Below are 21236 nucleotides of genomic sequence, written 5' to 3' on the forward strand. Positions count from 1 at the left end.
CATCCACCGGAAGGCACCAACGCGCCGAGCAGCGTATTTCATCCCGCTGCAACGAACGGATACGGCCGACTTCGGTCGGCGGGGTCCGCTGAGACCGGTCAGTGAGGAGCCGGAATCGCCTCCTTCGCCGCGCGCTCCGGCGTGGCCGGGACGGCCTCGTGCGGGACGGCCGGGGGTACGAACGCGCTGCGGGCGGGCGCTGTCGGGTTGAGATCCTTGTGGATCGCCCGGGCGACGGCCTGGATGGTGTTCACACCGTCGTTCATCGTCGCGTTGTCATGGGTGAGAACGGTGATCTGGTAGTTGTGGCCGGGGCCTGTGAAGGCGCCGATGCTGTGCACGCGCCAGCCGTGCGTGGCCCGCGAAAGCCAGCCGTTCTTCACCTGGACGGTGGCGGTGGCGGGTGCCCCGGCCGGGGTGCCCCAGCGCTGCGAGGCGACGACGTTCTGCATCAGCTTGAGGGCGTAGGCCCGGTTGGGGTCGCTGACCACGGTGTTCTTCGCGGTCAGTATGCCGAGCAGTTTCTGCTCGTCGCGGGCGTTGATCCGGGTGAGGCCCCAGTAGCCGTCGGCGCCCGGCACGGTCTTCGTCATGCCGGCCGCGGTGAGGAAGCGCTTGATCTTGGTGAGACCGAGCTGCTTCCACAGGGCGCTGGTGGCCGCGTTGTCCGACTTGGTGATCATGTCGTTGGCGAGGGTGAACTCGCGCTTCGTGAAGCCGCGCTTCTGGATCTGCGCCTCCTGGAGGAGGGCGGCGAGCACGGTCACCTTGACGATACTGGCCGAGTCGTACTGCTGATCCGGCCGCAGCGTGCAACTGGTCCTGGTGACACGGTCGTTGAGCAGCACGGCCGTCGTCGACGTCCGACCCTTGAGGGCGGCGGTGATGTCGGCGGTCAGCTTGGCGGCGAGACCGGCCTGCTGGGAGGTGCACGCGACCTGCGGCGGCGCGGCCGCCGCAGGCGCCGTGGCGGCGGCGAGCGGCACGAGTGTCGCGACGGCGACGACCCCGGCCGCGCCTCTCGCGCGACGCGAAGGACGGCCGGATACGCGGCCGGATATTCGGTGGTGAGTCATGAAGCTTCCCCGTCCCCTGAATGCCTGTGCGGGGCGCCTCCCCGACACCCCCGCACCACTTGACTCACGGTGGGCGGAAAAGTTGTACGCCGTTGTCGCACTGTGAGCAGGTCAGGGGCGGGGCAGCCACACGGTCAGCCGGTAGAAGCGGGTGATCTGGGCGGCGTTCTCGTTGTCGTCGCTCGCCAGCAGCAGCCGCAGCCGCCCGTCGCGGGTGTGCCCGGTGACGGTTAGGGCCTCGATGTTGTCGAGCAGCGGGTTGGGCTGGGGCTGCTTGGCGGGCGCACCGAGTGAGGGGCAGTCGGCGAGGTCGGCGAGGAGTGTCTTGGCCACGAGGCGGACGTCCGGCTGCCCGGTGAGGTTCTCGATGCCGCTGACATCGCGAGCCCGGGCGGTGTCGGCCAGGTACAGCCGGACGGTGTTGCCGACACCCGCGGTGAAGCCCCGCTCCAGCACGAGGAGCCGTCGTCCGTCGCGGGTGGCCGTGATCTCGCTGACGCCGAGAGCGGTGTCGGTGCGGTAGCCGTACTGCGCGGCGGGCCGGAAGCCGTGCCGCGGGCTGTCCCGGTGCCAGCTCTGCAGCCGGACGATCCCGGCGGCGTCGCCACTGATCGCCCCCTCCATCGCGGCGACGAGCCGCCGGCCGCCGCTGTCCAGGGTCAGCCCTTCGAAGGTGGCGTTCCGGGTGGCGCGGCCGGCGGGTGCGACCTGAAGGGCGTCCGGCACGGGCAACCGGCCGAGGATCTTCCCGTCCCGGCTGTACCGGCGCACGGAGGGCTCGGTCTCGGACGCGACGAGCCGGCTGCCGTCACGCTCGACGACGAGCCCTTCGGAGTCGAGCGGCGCCCCGCTCTCGTCCGCGAGATGCACGACACCACTCGGCCGCAGCCCTGCCCCGCGCAGCCGGAACAGCTCGGACCGGTCGGAGAGCGCGGCGATCTGCCCGTCACGGTCGACGGCGAGGGCGGAGAAGTTGCCGACGAAGGTGTCCTGGAAACGGGTCTTGTCGAGGGCGTCGGAATAGCTGTCGATACCGACCCGCGGCGAACAGTCCCGGTCGGCCGGACGGGCGAGGGCGGGCGCGGCGGCGGTGAGACAACCGGCGACGGCCACGGCGGCGGTGACGGAGGCGAGGAGGGGGCGCAGACGCATGGGGGGCACGGTAGGGGGCGGGGATTGAGGCCGGGGGGACTCGACGTGAACTCCGGTCTTCACATCGTCTCCTCATGCACCCCTCCTCGGCGCTACGGTTCATCACATAGCAGGGAGTGCGACGTACGTCACAGGTCGACGTCGTCCGGCGGCTTCGCCTGCGCGAAAACAGCTGCACGTCCTGGGGGGACAGCATGCGCGAGATGGCCAAGGGCTCGAACGTGGGCCTGGCGGACCTGAGTGACGACACCGGATCGGTGATCGTGAGCCTGCGTTGGAGCAGCGCGACCGGAGACGGGGACGCGGACGTCTCGGTGATGCTGCTCAACGGCGACGGGAAGGTACGCGGCGACGCCGACTTCTTCTTCTACAACCATCCCGCCGCGCCCGACGGCAGCGTGCAGTTGCTGGGCAAGGCGCCCACCGACGGGGGCAGCGAGGACCGGATCAGTCTCGATCTGACGGCGGTGCCACCGGACGTGGAGCGCATCGTGGTGGCGGCCAGCCAGTACGGCGGGGCCTGCTTCGGTGAGCTGGACGACCTGCGGGTGACCGTGGCCGACCGCGGCGGCGAGACGCTGCTCGGCTTCTCCATCGAGGACGCCGGCGTGGAGAGCGCCTTCCTCTTCGGCGAGTTGTACCGGCGGGGTGAGGAGTGGAAGTTCCGGGCGATCGGCCAGGGGTACGAGTCCGGACTGGCCGGTCTCGCGACGGACTTCGGCATCGACATCGTCGACGACAGCGCCGACGAGGACACCGAAGCGGGCGACCCCGAGGCCGCGCCGGCCGTGGTGGAGCAGGAGCCGTCGGCACAGGTACCGCCCTCGGCGGCCGCCGGGCCGCGCGTGACGCTCCCCGCGCAGGACGTACGCGGGGAGGAGCCCGGCGCGGGGACGACGTCCAGGCGTACCCGTGGTCCCCGGACCGCCAAGAAGAAGGTCACGCTGCCCAAGGGGGTGAAGAAGTCCCTCGCCGAGAACGAGGCGTGGAGGCCGGCACGGCTGTTCCCCGCGCCGACGCTCAAGAGCGACAAGGAGCGTGAGCTGCGGGCGACGTCCGTTCTGCTCTCGGTGATGGCCGAAGTGCCGGAGTTCGGGCGGCGGTTGACGGCGCCTTTCGGCGCGCCCGCCGGCCGCATGCAGACGTTCACCGAGGTCTCGCTGCCGTACGGGGAGACGCCCAGGCGTCCCGACGGCGTGATCCGCGTGGAGCGGGCCGGGAAGCTGTGGACGGGTCTGGTCGAGACGAAGACCAACGGGAACCCGCTGCGGCCCGAGCAGGTCCAGGACTACATGGACATCGCCGCACGGCGGGGCTACGAGGCCGTGATCACGCTGTCGAACGACGTCGCCCTCGAAGGCTGTCCCCCGGTGGCGGCCAAGACCGACGGACGGCGCAAGCACAAGGTCGCCCTCTGGCATCTGTCGTGGGCCGAGGTGGCGCACCAGGCGCAGATGCTCATCAGGCACGAGGGTGTCGGCAACGCCGCACACGCGTGGCTTCTCCAGGAGTTGCTGTCCTATCTCCAGCACGAGAACTCCGGCTGCCACGGATTCCAGAACATGGGTCCCGCCTGGGTGCCCGTGCGCAACGGCATCGACACGGAGACCCTCTGCCAGGGCGACCGGCGCGCCGTCGAAGTGGTGGAGAGCTGGGAGCAGCTCATCCGTCAGGTCTGTCTGCGCCTCGGGGGCGAGCTGGGCCAGAAGGTCCTGCCGGTGCAGCGCGCCAAGCGGGGCGTCGATCCGCGGACACGCCGCGCCGCGCTCGCCGACGGGCTCTGCGAGGACGGCCGGCTGACCGCCGAACTGCGCATCGACAGCACACCCGGTGTTCTCACGATCGTGGCCGACCTGCGGACCGGCAGGCTGCGGACCTCCATGGAGGTCCGGGCGCCCGAGGGCAGCTATCCCCTCACGTCGGCGAAGCGGCTGCTGCGCATGCTGGCCGAGGCACCGGCGGATCTGCATGTGGAGACTCTGGTCGAGGGGGGCCACGGGCCGCGCGGCACGCTGGAACGCCTGCGCCCGGAGCCGGCCGACATGCTGCCGAAGGACGGCACCCGGGCGACGGGCTTCCGGCTGTCGCTGTTCAAGGGCATGGGGGTCACCCGCGGCAGTGCCGAAACGGGATTCATCCGCAGCGTCGACGACGTGGTGGACCGGTTCTACGCCCAGGTGGTCGCCCAGGTGGGCCCCTTCGAGCGCCGTCCGGCGGGCCGGACACAAGCCGCGGAACCGGCGGTCGTGGGGGCCGGGGCGTAATCGGGCGGGGCGGGCGGCTGCGACGGGCCGGGCCCCTGGGACAGCGCGGGCACGGCACTCCGGGCCGGGCGCTGGGGCCTGCGGGAGCACGCGCCGCCGGCCCCGGTCCTGAAGCCTGTGCAACCGGCCCAGCGGGTCCCGCCGCCCCTCCCGCCCTGCCCCGTCCCCCGACCAGACCCTCACCTGGTGCCGGGATCGCGGGGACGCGGCAGGGTGGGCTCGGCAGGACTTCCCGCACAGACGAGGATCATCCATGTCCGTGACCCACTGCCGGCGTCTCGCCGGTGCCGCCGGGGCGGCGTTCCTGGTTGTCGCCGTCGCGGGCTGCTCCGGCCTCGGCCGCAACGCCGCGGGCACCATCGCCTACCAGACCGCCGACCAGCGGCATGTGACCGTGTCCAACCCGCCGGTGACAGGCTGTCACCGGCTCGACGCGCCGGGGGCCGTCTCGGTCACCAACAACACGCTGGTGGACCTCGTGCTGTACCCGACCCCGGACTGCACGGGCAAGGACTCGACCTATCTGCCCACCACGCTGTCGGACGTCATCGCCCCCGGCGCCCGCCCGTGGCAGAGCTACAGCATCGTCCACTGAGCCCGGCCGCCGTCCCTTTCAGGCGTCCCGCCGGGCAAGGGACCGGCCGCCCGCCCACAGCGCCGCACCCACCCACAGCGCCAGCACGCCGAGACCGCTCCACGGGCCCAGGGTGCCCGTCGCGTCCTGGAGCAGGATCTGCCGGCCCGCGCGATCGGGGAGGAACTCCACCGCGCCCCCTTCCTCGGAGAGGTCGCCGATGACGAAGGACAGCATCAGCAGGAAGGGGATGAGGAGGCCCATCACCGCGGGCGCGCTGCGGAGGACGGCCGCGAGGCCCGCCGAGAACAGGGTGATGAGGCTCAGGAAGATCCCGCAGCCGATCACTCCGCGCAGGGCGCCGGGGTCGATGAGAGTGAGGCCGCGGTCGCCGAGGAAGGGTTGCCCGGCGAGGAAACAGGTCAGGCTGGCGAGCAGGCCGACCACGAGGGACAGGGCTCCGACGACGGCGAGTTTCGACACCCAGAACAGACCTCGGCGCGGCACCGCGGTCAAGGAGACGCGGATCGCGCCACTGCGGTACTCCCCCGCGACGGCCAGGGCCCCGAAGCAGATGGCCGCGATCTGGCCGAAGTCGAGGCCGGCCGGTGCCGACGCAGGTGCGGATCGAGGTCGCCGCCGGCCGGCTGGAGCTGGAGGTGTGCAACGTGCTGGTGGAGCCTGCCGTCGCGGGCGGGCGGGGCAGCGGGCTGCGGGGCATACGGGAGCGGGCGGCGCTGCTCGGCGGCCACGCCACGGCCGGTCCGCACGAGGGCCGGTGGAGGGTGCGGGTCGGCCTGCCGCTGGACGGCCTACGCTGACCGGATGCCGATCTCCGTACTCCTCGTCGACGACGAACCCCTGGTCCGGGCCGGACTGCGGGCCGTCCTGGAGGCGCAGCCGGACATCGAGGTGGCGGGCGAGGCGGCCGACGGCGCGGCGGTGATACCGCTGGTGCGCCGACTGCGCCCCGATGTCGTGGCGATGGACGTGCGCATGCCCCTGCTCGACGGCATCGAGGCGACGCGGGCCGTGCTGCGGACGGTCGCCGACCCGCCGAAGATCCTGGTCATCACGACCTTCGAGAACGACGAGTACGTCTACGAGGCCCTGCGCGCCGGCGCCGCGGGCTTTCTGCTCAATCGGGCCCGCCCCACCGAGATCGTGCACGCGGTCCGGCTCGTCGCGGAGGGCGAGTCGCTGCTCTTCCCGGCGGCGGTGCGTGCTCTGGCCGCGGAGTACGGCAGCAGCGCCGCCCGCTCGGCGATGGAGCGCGCCGGGCTGACCGAGCGGGAGGCGGCGGTGCTGCGGCTGATGGCGCGCGGTCTGACGAACGCGGAGATCGCCGCGCGGCTGGTTGTCGGCACCGAGACGGTCAAGACCCATGTCAGCGCCGTGCTGGGGAAGTTGGGCGCGCGCGACCGCACCCAGGCGGTCATCGCGGCGTACGAGTCGGGGTTCGTGACGCCCGCCTGAGAGCGGCTGGGGACAGACCTGCGCCCCGCCGCTCTCGGGGGAGTGAGCGGCGGGGCGCAGGGGTTCTGTGGGCTGGTCGGTGCGGCCGGCCCCGCGGAGACGGGTCGCCGCGATCGGCTCTCAGAGGTGGGTCGGCGCGAACATCTTCAGGACCGCCGGGAGCACGACCACCGACGGGCCGGGCTCCGCGAAGGACTTGGCGAGGTCCTCCGACAGCGACTCGGGCGTCGTGCGGACGGCCGGCACCCCGAAGGACTCGGCGAGCGCCACGAAGTCCGGCCGGGCGAGCTCGGTGGCCGTCGCCTCGCCGAAGGCGTCGGTCATGTACTCGCGCAGGATGCCGTAACCGCCGTCGTCCACGATCAGCCAGGTGACGGGGAGTTGATACTGCCGGGCGGTGGCCAGTTCGGCGATCGAGTACATCGCCCCGCCGTCGCCGGAGACCGCGAGGACCGGCCGGGTCGGGTCGGCTGCCGCCGCGCCGAGGGCGGCGGGGAAGCCGTAGCCGAGACCGCCGGCGCCCTGAGCCGAGTGCATCGTGTTCGGGTGGCGGGCGTCGAACGCCGACCAGGCCCAGTACGCCAGGATCGTCATGTCCCAGAAGCTGGGCGAGGTGTCGGGCAGGGCTTCCCTGACGGAGGCCAGCAGCCGCTGCTCCAGGGTGAGTTCCTGGGCGTCGATGCGTTCGCGTACGGCCGCCAGGACCGTGCGCACCCGCTCGGGCGCGCTCTCGTCCCGACGGGGCTCCACCGTCTCCAGCAGGGCCGACAGCGCGAGCCGCGCGTCCGCGTGGATGCCGAGGCAGTCGTGGTTGGAGCCGAGCTTGCCGGCGTCCGCCTCGATCTGGATCACCCGGCCGCGCGGGGCGAACGTGTGGTAGTTGGAGGACAGTTCGCCGAGTCCGGAGCCGACGACCAGCAGGACGTCGGCGTCCTCCAGGAAGTCGGTGGTGTGCCGGTCCTCCAGCCAGGACTGGAGCGAGAGCGGGTGCTCCCAGGGGAACGCGCCCTTGCCGCCGAAGGTCGTGACGACCGGTGCGTCGATCCGTTCGGCGAGCGCGAGCAGTTTGCCGCAGGCGTCGGAGCGCACGGCCCCGCCGCCCGCGATGATCGCCGGACGCCGGGCGTTCGCCAGCAGATGGGCCGCCACGGCGGTCAGTTCTGGCCGGGGCACGATCTCGTCCGGGGTGGCGTCCATGGCGGTGACGACCGGCAGTTCCGTCCGCGCGAGCAGGACGTCCTGCGGGATCTCGACCCAGACAGGACCGTGCGGCGCGGTGAGCGCCGACTCCCAGGCGGCGGCGATCGCCGAGGGGATCTGGGACTGGCTGCGGGCCGTGTGGACGGACTTCACCACGTCCCGGAACGAGGCCTGCTGGTCGCGCAGTTCGTGCAGATAGCCGTGGCGTCCGCCGCCGAGCCCGGCGCTCGGCACCTGGCTGCCGATGGCGAGCACGGGCGCGGAGGCGGCGGCCGCCTCCTGCAGCGCGGCCAGCGACATCAGCGCGCCGGGACCGGTGGACAGCAGCAGCGGGGCCACCTCTCCGGTGATCCGGCCGTAGGCGTCGGCCGCGAAGCCGGCGTTGTTCTCGACGCGCAGTCCGACGTAGGAGAGCGACGAGCGGCGCAGGGCGTCGAACATGCCGAGCGCGTGCTGGCCGGGCAGGCCGAAGACGGTGGTGGCGCCGAGGCCCTGGAGTGTCTCGACGACGAGGTCACCGCCGTTGCGCCCGGCGGGCGGATTGAGCGCGGCCTGCGTCTGTTGCGGGGTGGGCCGCAGGACGATGTCGTGGTCGTGCGTCACTTCGCCCCGCCCGTCTCGCGCGCGGCCGCGATCTGCCGGGACATGATCGTGGTCAGCTCGTACGCCGTGTGGGAAGCGGCGACGGAGGTGATCTCGGCGTGGTCGTACGCGGGGGCGACCTCGACGACGTCGGCGGAGACGAGGTTGCAGGAGGACAGGCCGCGCAGGATCTCCAGCAGCTCGCGGGAGGTCATGCCACCGGCCTCGGGGGTGCCGGTGCCGGGGGCGTGCGCCGGGTCGAGACAGTCGATGTCGATCGAGATGTACAGCGGGCGGTCGCCGATGCGCGCGCGCAGCTGGTCGGCGACCTCGTCGGCGCCCCGGCGGTAGACGTCGGCGGAGGTGACGATGCCGAAGCCGAGCTTCTCGTCGTCGGTGAGGTCCTGCCTGCCGTAGAGCGGTCCGCGAATGCCGACGTGGGAGAGCGCCTCGGTGTCGAGGATGCCTTCCTCGACGGCGCGGCGGAACGGGGTGCCGTGCGTGTACTCGGCGCCGAAGTACGTGTCCCAGGTGTCGAGGTGCGCGTCGAAGTGCAGCAGCGCGACCGGGCCGTGCTTCTTGGAGACGGCGCGCAGCAGCGGCAGCGCGATGGTGTGGTCGCCGCCGAGGGTCATCATCCGGGCCCCGGTGCCGAGCAGATCGTCGGCGGCGGCCTCGATGGTCTCGACGGCCTCGTTGATGTTGAACGGGTTCGCCGCGATGTCGCCGGCATCGGCGACCTGGGCGAGCGCGAAGGGCGAGGCGTCCTGCGCCGGGTTGTAGGGGCGCAGGAGCCTCGACGCCTCACGGATGGCGTTGCCGCCGAAGCGCGCGCCGGGACGGTAGGAGACCCCGGCGTCGAAGGGCACACCGACGACGGCGACGTCGGTGGTGCCGACCTCGTCGAGCCGTGGCAGCCGGGCGAACGTGGCGGGTCCGGCGTACCGCGGGATGCGGGACGAGTCGATCGGGCCGCGCGGCTGCTCGTTGCTGCTCATGTGAAATGCCTTCTTTCCTACGCTTCGTTGCGGTTACGACTTTAGCTGGGTACCGGCGCTGCCTCGGCCGGCGTCTCTTCCTCGCCGCCGCGGCCGGCCAGCCGTTCGCGCCAGTTCGCGAGCGTCGCCTCGTCGGTCGGCGGGGTCACGAGGCTCACCACGATGTAGACCGCGAGCGAGGCGAGCAGCCCGTAGTAGATGGGCTCATTGGCGAGGATGCCGTACGACGCCATCAGACCGATGACCGCGAGACCGCCGACGATCACCGCGGCCAGCGCGCCGGCGACCGTGCCGCGCTTCCACAGCAGCCCGCCGAGGATCGGCACCAGCAGCCCGCCGACGAGCAGGTTGTAGGCGACGGTGAGGGCCTCGACGACGTTGTTCAGGGCGATGGCGATACAGATGACCGCGACGCCCATGACCAGGATGAACAGACGGTTGTCCTTGACCTCGTCGGCCTCGCCGTGTTCCTTGCCGCCGCGCGAGGTGAGACCTCGCAGCCGCGACCAGATGTCGTTGTTGGCGACGGTGGCGCAGGCGATGAGCGCGCCGGACGAGGTCGACATGACGGCGGCGAGGGCGGCGGCGAGCACCAGCCCGCGCACCCCCATGGGCAGTTCGTCCTTGACGATGGTCGCGAAGGCGTCGTCGGCGTTGGGCAGCTTCGGGTAGAGGACCTTGGCCGCGGTGCCGATGACGGCGCCGGCGAGGGCGTAGACCAGGCAGTACGTACCGGCGACGGTGCCGCCGTAGCGGGCGACCTTGTCGCTGCGCGCCGTGAACACCCGCTGCCAGATGTCCTGGCCGATCAGCATGCCGAACGTGTAGATCAGGACGTAGGTGAAGATCGTCTCGCCGCCGATGCCCAGCGGGTCGAAGTACTCGGTGGGCAGCTGGGCCTTCATCTCGCTGAAGCCGCCGGCCTTGACCACCGCGATGGGCAGCAGGAGCAGCAGCACACCGATCGTCTTCACGACGAACTGCACCATGTCGGTGAGGGTGATGGACCACATGCCGCCGAGCGTGGAGTACGCGACGACGATCGCGCCGCCGAGGATGATCGACGCGGTGCGGTTGATGTCGAAGAGGACGTCGAAGATCGTGGCGTAGGCGATGGTCGAGGTGACCGCCAGCATCAGGGTGTACGCCCACATCACGACACCGGAGATGAGGCCGGCCCGGCCGCCGTAGCGCAGGTCGAGCATCTCGGAGACGGTGTAGACCTTCAGGCGGGCGATCCGCGCGGAGAAGAACACGGACAACGCGAGCAGGCCGAGGCCGATGGTGAAGACCATCCAGGCGCCGGAGAGGCCGTACTTGTATCCGAGGCCGACGCCGCCGATGGTCGAGGCGCCACCGAGGACGATGGCGGCCATGGTGCCCGAGTACATCGTGGGGCCGAGGCGGCGGCCCGCGACCAGGAACTCACTCTTGGACTTGGCGCGGCGCATGCCCCACCAGCCCATGCCGAGCATGCCGGCCAGATAAACGACGATCACTGCGTAGTCGACAGCCATCGGCTTTCCCTCCGTCTCGTCCCCCGGGTCCTCAGGTCTTGTCGACAGCTGACGCTAGGTGGCCGGAAAGAAACGCTGAAGTGTACGTTTCATCCATTGTCGACCTCTTCTATGGATGGACTGTCCATGCCGGAGACCGCTGCGGCACCTCCCACCCCACCGGTCCCGCTGACCGCGCTGCTGGCCCATGAGGATCTCGGCCTGCGCCAGATCGCCGGGCCGCGGGAGCCCGGTGCGGTCATCCACATGGTGCACACCTCCGAAATGGCGGATCCCTATCCGTATCTGCTCGGCGGAGAGCTGCTGCTGAGCGCGGGCGTGCTGCTGGAGGACCCCGACCGCTATGTTTCGCGCATCGTCGCGGCGGGGGCCGCGGCGCTCGGCTTCGGTGTCACGCCGGTGTACGACACGGTGCCCGCCGAACTGGTCGAGGCATGCGACCGGCACGGCCTGCCGCTGCTGGAGGTGCCACCGCCGACCACCTTCACGGCCGTGGCCCGGGCGGTGTGGCGGCTGATGGCGGAGGCACGCCACCGCGAGCTGCGGAGGGTGACGCAGGCGCAGCAGGGCCTGGCATCGGCGGCGGCCCGCCCGGACCCGGTCCCCGCCGTCCTCACCCAGCTGGCGTCGAGGGTCGGCGGCCAGGCGGTGCTGCTGGCGGCGGACGGTACGGAACTGTCGACCGCAGGGCGCGCGCCGTCCCGGGAGGCCCGCCGGGCCCTGGCGCGGCTCGCGGGGGTGGTGGCCCCGGCCGGCCCGCCGGTGCCGGAGGCGGAGGGCAGTGCACGTCCCGCGCCGAGTTCCGCCAGCGACACCGTCGACGGCATCCATCTCGCCGCGTACGCCCTCGGGGGAAGTCAGGGGCTCGTCCTCGGACTCTGCGCCCCCGGGCGGGAGCCGGGCGACCACACCGTCGCCGGGGTCGCCGTCGTGCTGCTGTCCCTGCTCACCGCGCCCCACCAGGGCGTCGACGCGACGGGCCGCAGCGCGGCCCTCGTACGGATGCTGCTGGGGGCCGGACCCGCGGAGGCCGCGCCGCTGCTCGGGGCCGAACGGTGGACCGTGGTGCACGCGCGCGGCGGGCGCGGCACGCCCTTCGACGCGTCCGCGCTGGGCGCCGCGCTCGGCAGCGCCCTCGTGGACCCGGTGGGCGACGGCACGGTACGGATCCTGCTGCCGGCCGGCCGGGAGGTGACCGCCCAGCCCGGCTGGGTCCTCGGCGCCAGCGACCCCGTGGCCCCGGCGGATCTCGGCGCCGCCGACACCCGCGCGGCGCGGGCGCTGCACCGGGCCATGGCCACCCGCAGCGAACTGGTGCGGCACCGTGGCACCTCGCTCGCCGCGCTGCTCTCGCCCGAGGAGGCGGCAACCCACGCCCGGCTGCGTCTCGCCCCGCTCGCGGACTCCCCCGCCCTGGTGGAGACCCTGCGCAGCTGGCTCTCGCTGCACGGCAGCTGGGACCGTACGGCGGCCGCGATGGACGTGCACCGCAACACGGTGCGCCAGCGCATCGGCCGCTGCGCGGCGCTGCTGGACGAGGACCTGGACGACGCGGACGTACGCATGGAGCTGTGGTTCGCGCTGCGCTGGCTCTGAGGCGTGCCGGGCGACTCGATGTGATGTGCGCGACCACCGCGGGACCGCCCTGGACAGGCTTGACAACCGCCCGGTAACTTAACCTGAGCAAGCGCTTAGACATTCGACGAAGGAGGGCGTCCCGTGCGCCGCACCGTTTTCAACGAGGACCACGAGGCGTTCCGGGAGACCATCCGGGCCTTCATCGAAGCCGAGGTCGTCCCCGTCTACGACGAGTGGTTCGCCGCCGGTCAGGCGCCGCGCGACTTCTACCACAAGCTCGGTGAGCTGGGCGTCTTCGGCATCCGCGTCGACGAGGAGTTCGGCGGCGCCGGCATCGAGTCGCACAAGTACGAGGCCGTGATGTACGAGGAGACCGCCCGCGCGGGCGTCTCGTTCGGCGGCTCCGGTGTCCACGTACTGCTCGGCCTTCCGTACATCAAGCTGCTCGCCTCCGACGAGCAGAAGAAGCGCTTCCTGCCGAAGTTCGCCACCGGCGAGGAGATGTGGGCGCTGGCGATGACCGAGCCGGGCACCGGCTCCGACGTCGCGGGCATGAAGACCACCGCCAAGCTCTCCGAGGACGGCAGCCACTACGTCCTCAACGGCGCCAAGACCTTCATCACCGGCGGCGTGCACGCCGACCGCGTGATCGTCTGCGCCCGTACGTCCGCGCCCCGCGAGGACGACCGCCGCTTCGGCATCTCCCTGTTCGCGGTGGACGCCAAGTCCGCGGGCTACTCGGTGGGCCGCAAGCTCGACAAGCTCGGCCTGAAGGTCTCCGACACCGCCGAGCTGGCGTTCGTCGACGTGAAGGTCCCGGTCGAGGACCTCCTCGGCGAGGAGAACAAGGGCTTCCACTACCTCGGCCAGAACCTGCCGTCCGAGCGCTGGGGCATCGCCTTCGGTGCGTACGCGCAGGCCAAGGCCGCAGTCCGGTTCGCCCAGAGTTACGTCCAGGACCGCACGGTCTTCGGCAAGCCGGTCGCCTCTTTCCAGAACACCAAGTTCGAACTCGCCGCCTGCCAGGCCGAGGTGGACGCCGCCGAGGCGGTCGCCGACCGCGCGCTGGAGGCCCTGGACGCGGGCGAGCTCTCCCCCGCCGAAGCCGCGTCCGCGAAGCTGTTCTGCACCGAGGTCGCGCACCGTGTGATCGACCGCTGCCTCCAGCTGCACGGCGGCTACGGCTACATGAACGAGTACCCGATCGCCCGCCTGTACGCCGACAACCGCGTCAACCGCATCTACGGCGGCACCAGCGAGGTCATGAAGTCGATCATCGCCAAGTCCATGGGTCTGTAAGGGCAGTTACCTTCCTTCCATGAGCACAGCACTCGACGACCTGCTCGATCTGCTCGACCTGGAGCAGATCGAGCAGGACATCTTCCGGGGCCGGTCCCGTTCCGCGCTCGTGCCCCGGGTCTTCGGCGGACAGGTCGCGGCCCAGGCGCTCGTCGCCGCGGGCCGCACCGTTCCCGACGACCGCACCGCGCACTCCCTGCACGCGTACTTCCTGCGGATGGGCGACCCCGGCGCACCGATCGTCTACACGGTCGACCGCATCCGTGACGGCCGCTCCTTCACCACCCGCCGGGTCGTGGCCGTCCAGCACGGCCAGCCGATCTTCCATCTCTCGGCGTCCTTCCAGACGTACGAGGAGGGCCTCGACCACCAGTCCGAGATGCCGGACGCGCCCGCCCCCGAGACGCTGCCGACGGCGGCCGAGATCATGCCCGCGTACGCCGAGCACTTCGTCGACCCGGGCATCGTCGAGCGGATGCTGGAGGCACGGGCCGCGGTCGATCTGCGCTATGTCGACGCGCCGCCGTACGGCAGTGTCGGCAAGCCGCGCAAGCCGCGTTCCCAGGTGTGGTTCCGCGCCAACGGCAAGCTGGCCGACGACCCCCTGCTGCATGTCTGCCTCGCGACGTACGTCTCCGACATGACGCTGCTCGACTCGGTACTGCTGGCCCACGGCCGCGGCGGCTGGGCGGTCGGCGACGTGGTCGGCGCCTCGCTGGACCACGCGATGTGGTTCCACCGCCCGTTCCGCGCGGACGAGTGGCTCCTGTACGACCAGGAGTCCCCGTCGGCGTCCGGCGGTCGCGGTCTGGGCCAGGCCCGGATCTACACCCAAGACGGGCAGCTGGCCATCTCGGTCATCCAGGAAGGCGTGGTGCGGGTTCCTCGCTGATCTCGGGCAGCGGCTCCCGCGGACCGGCCCGGAAGCCGGACGTCGGGCGGCGTGGGGAGCGGCAGGTCAGGGCCAGACCGATGCGCGCCCGGGCAGCCCCCATCTCCTCGATGCGGCGATCGATCTCCTCGGTTTCCCTGAGAGGCGTTCGACCCTCCCCCGCGGCGCGGCCGCCGGTCGATGAGCCCGGCCGGTGAGAAAGCCGGTTGCCCGGGGGCGACGATCGCGCCACCCGGTAGAGGACCCCGCGGCCGGTACGTCCGGCCCGGGCCGGGACACGTGGCAGGCTCGACCGGGCCGAGCCGCTCCTGGTGCAGCCGCACCTGCTGCCGCGTCGCCCGCGGCACGCTGCTCACGGGCAACCCGCCCCTCGGACGTCGCCCGCGGTGGACGGCCACCTGGAGGGGCTGTCCGGCCCGCCGGCGGACCCGCTCCCCAGGGACCGGCCCAGTGCTCTACCGGCCCGCCAGCCCTGCCGCGTCCAGCAGGTACTCCGTCATCGGGTCGTAGAACCGCGGGTCCGTGACGTGGTCGTCCAGCGGGACGGTCACCTGGAGGGTGCCTTCGGCCTCCCCGATGAACAGCGCCGGGTCGTTGCAGTCCGCGTACCCGACGGAGTCGAGCCCCCGCTGGCCCGCGCAGCCTGCCCAGCCGTGGTCGGCGACGACGAGGTCGGGCTGCGGGCTGCCCTCGCGCTCCAGACCGTCGAGAATGGCGGCCATCGGCGCCGGGGAGTGGGTGTGCCACAGCGTGGCCCCGCGCTCCAGCATGGCGACGTCGGCGAACTGGAAGACCATGCCCTCGTCCGCGGTGAGCCCACCCGGAATCCGGACGATCTCGCAGCCGGCCGCCCGCAGGGCGTCCGCGGTTCTCCGGTGCACATCGAGCAGCCCGCCCGGGTGCCCGGTCGCGAACAGGACGCGCTCCTGCCCGGCGACGGCCTTGCGCAGCCGCCCGGCCATCCGCTCCAGGGCGTCGACGGTCAGCTCCGGGTCGATGGTGTCCTGGCCGACCCGGTGCTGCGGATCGTCGTTGACACCGCACCGCTCGGCCATGACGGCCAGCACGTCCTGCTCGTCCGTCCAGCGGTCCCCGAGCTCGAGACCCAGCCAGTAGTGACGGTCGCCGTTGGCGAGCTTGCGGTAGTGGGAGAGGTTGTTGTCGCGCGGTGTGGCGACGTCTCCGGCGATACGGGTGCGGACGAGATGTTCGACAAGGGCGGCACGGCTGGGTATCGGCATACGTCCCATTGTGCCGTCAGCCACCGCCGCCGCGCGGGCCGTCCCGCACCCCGGACGGCCCGGGCCGCCCGCGTCAGGCCGTGAGCGAGGCGAAGGCTCCGTGCGCGAGGCGCCGCAGCAGGGTCTCCGTCGCCGCCCGGCCCGGCAGACCGCTGCCGTACGAGCCGAGGTGCGGTGTCGAGTTGAGCAGCCCGAACACCGCGTGGACCGCGGCCCGCGCCTCCGACTCGGCCACCTCCGGGTGCAGTTCGCGCACCGCCGTCACCCACAGCTCCACGTACTGCCGCTGCAACTGCCGCACCAGTTTGCGGTCGGTGTCGCGCAGCCGGTCCAGTTCGCGGTCGTGGAGGGTGATCAGCGGGCGGTCGTCCAGGGCGAAGTCGATATGGCCGTCGATCAGCGCGGCCAGCAGCACCTCGGGGTCCGCCGACGCCTCCGCGACCCGCAGCCGGCCACCGCTCAGCAGCCGCTCGCTGATGCCCACCAGGAGCTCGGCGAGCATCGCGTCCTTGCCCGGGAAATGGCGGTACAGGCCGGGTCCGCTGATGCCGACCGCGGCCCCTATCTCGTCGACCCCCACGCCGTGGAACCCGCGCTCGGCGAAGAGGCGAGCGGCCTCTTTGAGGATCTGCTCGCGGCGGGTCGGCGCATCCGTCCTGGTGCTCATGGAGCCGATTCTAGACAACACAGTTAGCGCTCGTTAACCTGAGGGAAACGCGTTAACGCTCATTAACCGAAAGTCGTACGGGCAAGGGGGCTCGACACGATGCAGCAGGCACCCGTGCTGACCAGCACGGCAGACCCCGCATCACCGGCCTGGCAGGCCAATGAGGTCGCACATCAGGAGCTCGCCGACGCCCTGCGCGCCAAGCTGGCCGCGGCCCGCCTCGGCGGCGGGGAGAAGGCCCGCGCCCGGCACACCGCCCGCGGCAAGCTGTTGCCGCGCGACCGCGTGGACACTCTCCTCGACCCGGGTTCGCCCTTCCTGGAGATCGCTCCGCTCGCCGCCGACGGGATGTACGACGGTCAGGCACCGGCCGCCGGTGTCATCGCCGGTATCGGCCGGGTCAGCGGCCGCGAGGTGGTGATCGTCGCCAACGACGCCACCGTCAAGGGCGGCACCTACTACCCGATGACGGTCAAGAAGCACCTCCGCGCCCAGGAAGTGGCGCTGGAGAACCGTCTGCCCTGCGTCTACCTCGTGGACTCCGGAGGCGCCTTCCTGCCCATGCAGGACGAGGTCTTCCCCGACCGCGAACACTTCGGGCGGATCTTCTACAACCAGGCGCGGCTGTCCGGCGCCGGCATCCCGCAGATCGCGGCCGTCCTCGGCTCCTGCACCGCCGGCGGCGCGTACGTCCCGGCGATGAGCGACGAGGCCGTGATCGTCCGCAACCAGGGCACGATCTTCCTCGGCGGCCCGCCGCTGGTGAAGGCCGCGACCGGTGAGGTCGTCACGGCCGAGGAGCTCGGCGGCGGCGAGGTCCACTCCCGCGTCTCCGGTGTCACCGACCATCTCGCCGAGGACGACGCGCACGCGCTGCGGATCGTGCGGAACATCGTGGCCACCCTCCCCGAGCGAGGCCCGCTGCCCTGGTCGGTCGAACCGGCCGAGGAGCCGAAGACCGACCCGGCCGGGCTGTACGGCGCGGTGCCGGTCGACTCCCGTACGCCCTACGACGCGCGCGAGATCATCGCCCGGCTGGTGGACGGCTCCCGGTTCCAGGAGTTCAAGGCCGAGTTCGGGCAGACGCTGGTCACCGGCTTCGCCCGGATCCACGGTCACCCGGTCGGCATCGTCGCCAACAACGGCATCCTCTTCTCCGAGTCCGCCCAGAAGGGCGCGCACTTCATCGAGCTGTGCGACCAGCGCGGCATCCCGCTGCTGTTCCTCCAGAACATCTCCGGCTTCATGGTCGGCCGCGAGTACGAGGCGGGCGGTATCGCCAAGCACGGCGCCAAGATGGTGATGGCCGTCGCCTGCACCCGGGTGCCGAAGCTGACGGTCGTCGTCGGCGGTTCGTACGGAGCGGGCAACTACTCGATGTGCGGCCGCGCCTACTCCCCCCGCTTCCTGTGGATGTGGCCCAACGCCAAGATCTCGGTCATGGGCGGCGAGCAGGCCGCGTCGGTCCTCGCGACCGTCAAGCGCGACCAGTTGGAGGGCCGGGGCGAGGAGTGGCCGGCCGAGGACGAGGAAGCGTTCAAGAACCCGATCCGCGCCCAGTACGACCAGCAGGGCAACGCCTACTACGCGACGGCCCGGCTGTGGGACGACGGCGTGATCGACCCGCTCGAGACCCGTCAGGTGCTCGGACTCGCCCTGACCGCCTGTGCCAACGCCCCGCTGGACCGCAACGACGGCTCCCGGTCCGGCTTCGGCGTCTTCCGGATGTGAGGGGACCCCACACGATGTTCGACACAGTCCTAGTGGCCAACCGGGGCGAGATCGCGGTCCGGGTCATCCGCACCCTGCGCGCCATGGGCGTGCGCTCGGTCGCCGTCTTCAGCGACGCGGACGCGGACGCCCGCCATGTGCGCGAGGCGGACACGGCGGTCCGTATCGGCCCGGCGGCGGCCGCCGAGAGCTATCTGTCCGTGGAACGTCTGCTGGAGGCCGCCGCGCGCACCGGTGCGCAGGCGGTCCACCCGGGATACGGCTTCCTCGCCGAGAACGCGGGCTTCGCGCAGGCGTGCGAGGACGCGGGCCTCGTCTTCATCGGCCCCCCGGCCTCCGCCATCTCCCTGATGGGCGACAAGATCCGGGCCAAGGAGACGGTACGGACGGCGGGTGTCCCCGTCGTGCCCGGCTCGTCCGGTTCCGGCCTGACGGATGAGCAACTGGCCGATGCCGCCTGCGAGATCGGTATGCCGGTCCTGCTGAAGCCCTCCGCGGGCGGTGGCGGCAAGGGCATGCGGCTGGTGCGCGACGAGGCACGGCTGGCCGAGGAGATCGCGGCGGCCCGGCGGGAGGCGCGCTCCTCCTTCGGTGACGACACGCTCCTGGTGGAGCGGTGGATCGACCGCCCCCGCCACATCGAGATCCAGGTCCTCGCGGACGGCCACGGCCGGGTGATCCACCTGGGCGAGCGGGAGTGCTCCCTGCAACGGCGCCACCAGAAGATCATCGAGGAGGCGCCGAGCGTCCTGCTGGACGAGGAGACCCGTACGGCCATGGGCGAGGCGGCCGTCCAGGCTGCCCGCTCGTGCGGCTACCGGGGCGCGGGCACGGTCGAGTTCATCGTCCCGGGCAACGACCCGTCCTCGTACTACTTCATGGAGATGAACACCCGTCTCCAGGTCGAGCACCCGGTCACCGAGCTCATCACCGGGCTGGACCTGGTGGAGTGGCAGCTGCGGGTCGCGGCCGGCGAGCAACTTCCGTACGAGCAGAAGGACATCACCTTCACCGGGCACGCCCTGGAGGCGCGGATCTGCGCCGAGGACCCCTCGCGCGGCTTCCTGCCCTCCGGCGGCACCGTGGTGGCGCTGGACGAACCGCACGGCGAGGGCGTGCGCACCGACTCCGGTCTGACCGCCGGGACGGACGTGGGCAGCACGTACGACCCGATGCTGTCGAAGGTGATCGTGCACGGCCGCGACCGGGCGGAGGCCCTCGCGCGGCTGCGCCGTGCCCTGGCGGACACGGTCATCCTCGGTGTCCCCACCAACACCGGGTTCCTGCGCCGGCTGCTCTCCCACCCCTTGGTGGTCTCCGGCGACCTGGACACCGGACTGGTGGAGCGCGATCTCGCCACGCTGCTTCCGGAGGGCGTGCCGGACGAGGTCTGCGCGGCGGCGGCGCTGCTGTCGGCGGCGCCCGGCCCGGCGCCCACCGCGGCCGGCTGGGTGGACCCGTTCGGCGTCCCCGACGGCTGGCGTCTGGGCGGCGTACCCGCCTGGACCGTCCATCACTTCCGTCTCCCGGGCCACGAGCCGGTCCGCGTCCGCACCCGCGGGGCCGGCGCGGGCACGCAGATCGCGCTGGGCGACGAGCCGTCCGGCCGGTCCGCCCGGATCGTCTCCCGCACGCCGGACCGCGTCACGGTGGAACTGGACGGTGTCACCCACACCTTCGGCTTCGCCGTATCGCCCGACGGGGTGTGGCTCGGGAGGGACGGCGACTCCTGGCACGTGCAGGACCACGACCCAGTCGCGGCCTCCCTCAGCGGCGCCGCGCACGCCGGCGCCGACACCCTCGCCGCCCCCATGCCGGGGACGGTCACGGTGGTCAAGGTGGCCGTCGGGGACGAGGTCGCCGCGGGGCAGAGTCTGCTCGTCGTCGAGGCCATGAAGATGGAGCACATCATCTCCGCCCCGCACGCCGGCATCGTCACAGAACTGGACGTCACCCCCGGGACCACCGTGGCCATGGACCAGCTGCTGGCCGTGGTCGCCCCGCACGAGGATGCCGAGCAGGCCGGAGAGGAGGCCGTCCATGGCTGAGGGACTGCCCATGGAGGTACCCGCGCAGGACCTGCCGCCGCGGGTGCGCATCCACGAGGTGGGGGCGCGCGACGGGCTCCAGAACGAGAAGACGGTCGTGCCGACCGAGGTGAAGGCGGAGTTCGTCCACCGCCTCGCCGCCGCCGGACTCGGCACGATCGAGGCGACGAGCTTCGTCCACCCGAAGTGGGTGCCCCAACTCGCCGACGCGGAGCAGCTGTTCCCGCAGCTGGCAGAACTCGGGGATGCGGGCGTCGCGCTGCCCGTCCTCGTGCCCAACGAACGCGGTCTCGACCGGGCCGTCGCCCTCGGCGCCCGCCGTATCGCCGTGTTCGGCTCGGCGACGGAGACCTTCGCGCGCAGGAATCTCAACCGCACGGTCGACGAGTCCCTCGCCATGTTCGAGCCGGTCGTCGCCCGCGCCAAGGACGACAAGGTCCATGTCCGCGGCTATCTCTCCATGTGCTTCGGCGACCCCTGGGAGGGGCCGGTCCCCGTCCACCAGGTCGTGCGGGTGGCGAAGGCGCTGATGGACCTGGGCTGCGACGAGCTGTCCCTCGGCGACACCATCGGCGTGGCGACCCCGGGCCATGTGCTTTCCCTGCTCGCCCAGCTCAACGAGGAGGGTGTGCCCACCTCCGCGATCGGCGTGCACTTCCATGACACCTACGGCCAGGCGCTGGCCAACACCCTCGCCGCGCTCCAGCACGGCGTGACCACCGTCGACGCGTCCGCGGGCGGCCTCGGCGGCTGCCCCTACGCGAAGAGCGCCACCGGAAACCTCGCCACCGAAGACCTCGTGTGGATGCTTCACGGCCTCGGCATCAAAACCGGGGTCGACCTCGGCCTGCTCACCGCCACGAGCGTGTGGATGGCCGAACGGCTGGGCCGCCCCAGTCCGTCCCGCACCGTTCGCGCCCTCTCCCACAAGGAGTGACACT

17 protein-coding genes and 1 pseudogene are annotated in these 21236 nt (G+C 71.9%); 10 read left to right on the forward strand and 8 right to left on the reverse strand.

Annotated elements, in window-relative coordinates; genetic code table 11:
• Positions 1 to 98: 98 nt before the first annotated feature.
• A complete protein-coding gene (locus ABTX78_RS12860) occupies positions 99 to 1076 on the reverse strand; it encodes a serine hydrolase (RefSeq protein ID WP_352206819.1) in 978 nt (325 codons plus the stop codon).
• A gap of 111 nt (positions 1077 to 1187) precedes the next feature.
• Positions 1188 to 2228 (reverse strand): esterase-like activity of phytase family protein, encoded by a 1041-nt coding sequence (locus ABTX78_RS12865; protein WP_352206820.1) that lies wholly within the window; start codon positions 2226 to 2228, stop codon positions 1188 to 1190.
• A gap of 194 nt (positions 2229 to 2422) precedes the next feature.
• On the opposite strand from ABTX78_RS12865, the gene ABTX78_RS12870 reads away from it, so the two are divergent.
• Together ABTX78_RS12870 and ABTX78_RS12875 are read left to right on the forward strand one after the other, a co-directional pair.
• Positions 2423 to 4492 carry a TerD family protein gene (locus ABTX78_RS12870; RefSeq protein WP_352206821.1) on the forward strand — a complete coding sequence of 690 codons (2070 nt, stop codon included), beginning with the start codon at positions 2423 to 2425 and terminating at the stop codon, positions 4490 to 4492.
• A gap of 253 nt (positions 4493 to 4745) precedes the next feature.
• Positions 4746 to 5087: a hypothetical protein gene (locus ABTX78_RS12875; protein WP_352206822.1), complete on the forward strand. Its 342-nt coding sequence runs from the start codon at positions 4746 to 4748 to the stop codon at positions 5085 to 5087.
• Between the two features lie 18 nt (positions 5088 to 5105).
• Here the strand turns inward: ABTX78_RS12875 and ABTX78_RS12880 are convergent, their stop codons facing one another.
• Positions 5106 to 5549 (reverse strand): hypothetical protein, encoded by a 444-nt coding sequence (locus ABTX78_RS12880; RefSeq protein ID WP_352206823.1) that lies wholly within the window; start codon positions 5547 to 5549, stop codon positions 5106 to 5108.
• A gap of 125 nt (positions 5550 to 5674) precedes the next feature.
• Between ABTX78_RS12880 and ABTX78_RS12885 the strand changes: the two are divergent.
• Together ABTX78_RS12885 and ABTX78_RS12890 are read left to right on the forward strand one after the other, a co-directional pair.
• Positions 5675 to 5887 (forward strand): annotated as a pseudogene (locus ABTX78_RS12885) (two-component sensor histidine kinase); the annotation flags it as partial.
• Positions 5888 to 5891: 4 nt separating this feature from the next.
• Positions 5892 to 6542, forward strand: a complete 651-nt coding sequence (locus ABTX78_RS12890; RefSeq protein WP_352206824.1) for a response regulator transcription factor — start codon at positions 5892 to 5894, stop codon at positions 6540 to 6542.
• Positions 6543 to 6662: 120 nt separating this feature from the next.
• On the opposite strand, the gene ABTX78_RS12895 is transcribed toward ABTX78_RS12890, so the two are convergent.
• Genes ABTX78_RS12895 through ABTX78_RS12905 form a run of 3 tightly spaced genes read right to left on the reverse strand, consistent with a single transcriptional unit; the run spans position 6663 to position 10839 of the window.
• The gene (locus ABTX78_RS12895) at positions 6663 to 8345 is read right to left on the reverse strand and encodes a thiamine pyrophosphate-binding protein (RefSeq protein ID WP_352206825.1); all 1683 of its coding nucleotides are present in this window, start codon (positions 8343 to 8345) and stop codon (positions 6663 to 6665) included.
• Positions 8342 to 9322 (reverse strand): agmatinase, encoded by a 981-nt coding sequence (gene speB / locus ABTX78_RS12900; RefSeq protein ID WP_352206826.1) that lies wholly within the window; start codon positions 9320 to 9322, stop codon positions 8342 to 8344. The genes ABTX78_RS12895 and speB overlap by 4 nt, the downstream gene beginning before the upstream one ends.
• A 41-nt stretch (positions 9323 to 9363) precedes the next feature.
• Positions 9364 to 10839: a sodium:solute symporter family protein gene (locus tag ABTX78_RS12905; RefSeq protein ID WP_352206827.1), complete on the reverse strand. Its 1476-nt coding sequence runs from the start codon at positions 10837 to 10839 to the stop codon at positions 9364 to 9366.
• 126 nt (positions 10840 to 10965) lie between these two features.
• Between ABTX78_RS12905 and ABTX78_RS12910 the strand changes: the two genes are divergently transcribed.
• The 3 genes from ABTX78_RS12910 (at position 10966) to tesB (ending at position 14608) form a co-directional block, all read left to right on the forward strand.
• Positions 10966 to 12435, forward strand: a complete 1470-nt coding sequence (locus tag ABTX78_RS12910) for a PucR family transcriptional regulator ligand-binding domain-containing protein (protein WP_352206828.1) — start codon at positions 10966 to 10968, stop codon at positions 12433 to 12435.
• A gap of 123 nt (positions 12436 to 12558) precedes the next feature.
• Positions 12559 to 13716 (forward strand): acyl-CoA dehydrogenase family protein, encoded by a 1158-nt coding sequence (locus tag ABTX78_RS12915; protein WP_352206829.1) that lies wholly within the window; start codon positions 12559 to 12561, stop codon positions 13714 to 13716.
• Between the two features lie 19 nt (positions 13717 to 13735).
• Positions 13736 to 14608: an acyl-CoA thioesterase II gene (tesB, locus tag ABTX78_RS12920; RefSeq protein ID WP_352206830.1), complete on the forward strand. Its 873-nt coding sequence runs from the start codon at positions 13736 to 13738 to the stop codon at positions 14606 to 14608.
• Between the two features lie 455 nt (positions 14609 to 15063).
• On the opposite strand, the gene ABTX78_RS12925 is transcribed toward tesB, so the two are convergent.
• Both ABTX78_RS12925 and ABTX78_RS12930 read right to left on the reverse strand, forming a co-directional pair.
• Positions 15064 to 15849: a phosphatase gene (locus tag ABTX78_RS12925; protein WP_352206831.1), complete on the reverse strand. Its 786-nt coding sequence runs from the start codon at positions 15847 to 15849 to the stop codon at positions 15064 to 15066.
• Between the two features lie 73 nt (positions 15850 to 15922).
• Positions 15923 to 16516 carry an SACE_7040 family transcriptional regulator gene (locus ABTX78_RS12930; RefSeq protein WP_352206832.1) on the reverse strand — a complete coding sequence of 198 codons (594 nt, stop codon included), beginning with the start codon at positions 16514 to 16516 and terminating at the stop codon, positions 15923 to 15925.
• A gap of 99 nt (positions 16517 to 16615) precedes the next feature.
• On the opposite strand from ABTX78_RS12930, the gene ABTX78_RS12935 reads away from it, so the two are divergent.
• Genes ABTX78_RS12935 through ABTX78_RS12945 form a run of 3 tightly spaced genes read left to right on the forward strand, consistent with a single transcriptional unit; the run spans position 16616 to position 21232 of the window.
• Complete coding sequence (locus ABTX78_RS12935; protein WP_352206833.1) at positions 16616 to 18247, forward strand: carboxyl transferase domain-containing protein; 1632 nt, start codon at positions 16616 to 16618, stop codon at positions 18245 to 18247.
• Positions 18248 to 18261: 14 nt separating this feature from the next.
• A complete protein-coding gene (locus tag ABTX78_RS12940; RefSeq protein ID WP_352206834.1) occupies positions 18262 to 20295 on the forward strand; it encodes an acetyl-CoA carboxylase biotin carboxylase subunit in 2034 nt (677 codons plus the stop codon).
• The gene (locus ABTX78_RS12945) at positions 20288 to 21232 is read left to right on the forward strand and encodes a hydroxymethylglutaryl-CoA lyase (protein ID WP_352206835.1); all 945 of its coding nucleotides are present in this window, start codon (positions 20288 to 20290) and stop codon (positions 21230 to 21232) included. Before ABTX78_RS12940 ends, ABTX78_RS12945 begins: the two co-directional genes overlap by 8 nt.
• Positions 21233 to 21236 lie beyond the last annotated feature (4 nt).

This window comes from Streptomyces sp. NPDC096193, assembly GCF_040302905.1.
Lineage (GTDB): Bacteria > Actinomycetota > Actinomycetes > Streptomycetales > Streptomycetaceae > Streptomyces.

What these genes read in the sequence shown, in the direction of transcription:
- ABTX78_RS12910 (WP_352206828.1), top strand. Translation starts at nt 10,966, where the DNA reads ATGCCGGAGACCGCTGCGGCACCTCCCACCCCACCGGTCCCGCTGACC.
- ABTX78_RS12935 (WP_352206833.1), top strand. Translation starts at nt 16,616, where the DNA reads ATGCAGCAGGCACCCGTGCTGACCAGCACGGCAGACCCCGCATCACCG.
- ABTX78_RS12890 (WP_352206824.1), top strand. Translation starts at nt 5,892, where the DNA reads ATGCCGATCTCCGTACTCCTCGTCGACGACGAACCCCTGGTCCGGGCC.
- speB (WP_352206826.1), bottom strand. Translation starts at nt 9,322, where the DNA reads ATGAGCAGCAACGAGCAGCCGCGCGGCCCGATCGACTCGTCCCGCATC.
- ABTX78_RS12875 (WP_352206822.1), top strand. Translation starts at nt 4,746, where the DNA reads ATGTCCGTGACCCACTGCCGGCGTCTCGCCGGTGCCGCCGGGGCGGCG.
- ABTX78_RS12905 (WP_352206827.1), bottom strand. Translation starts at nt 10,839, where the DNA reads ATGGCTGTCGACTACGCAGTGATCGTCGTTTATCTGGCCGGCATGCTC.
- ABTX78_RS12945 (WP_352206835.1), top strand. Translation starts at nt 20,288, where the DNA reads ATGGCTGAGGGACTGCCCATGGAGGTACCCGCGCAGGACCTGCCGCCG.
- ABTX78_RS12925 (WP_352206831.1), bottom strand. Translation starts at nt 15,849, where the DNA reads ATGCCGATACCCAGCCGTGCCGCCCTTGTCGAACATCTCGTCCGCACC.
- tesB (WP_352206830.1), top strand. Translation starts at nt 13,736, where the DNA reads ATGAGCACAGCACTCGACGACCTGCTCGATCTGCTCGACCTGGAGCAG.
- ABTX78_RS12860 (WP_352206819.1), bottom strand. Translation starts at nt 1,076, where the DNA reads ATGACTCACCACCGAATATCCGGCCGCGTATCCGGCCGTCCTTCGCGT.
- ABTX78_RS12930 (WP_352206832.1), bottom strand. Translation starts at nt 16,516, where the DNA reads ATGAGCACCAGGACGGATGCGCCGACCCGCCGCGAGCAGATCCTCAAA.
- ABTX78_RS12940 (WP_352206834.1), top strand. Translation starts at nt 18,262, where the DNA reads ATGTTCGACACAGTCCTAGTGGCCAACCGGGGCGAGATCGCGGTCCGG.
- ABTX78_RS12870 (WP_352206821.1), top strand. Translation starts at nt 2,423, where the DNA reads ATGCGCGAGATGGCCAAGGGCTCGAACGTGGGCCTGGCGGACCTGAGT.
- ABTX78_RS12865 (WP_352206820.1), bottom strand. Translation starts at nt 2,228, where the DNA reads ATGCGTCTGCGCCCCCTCCTCGCCTCCGTCACCGCCGCCGTGGCCGTC.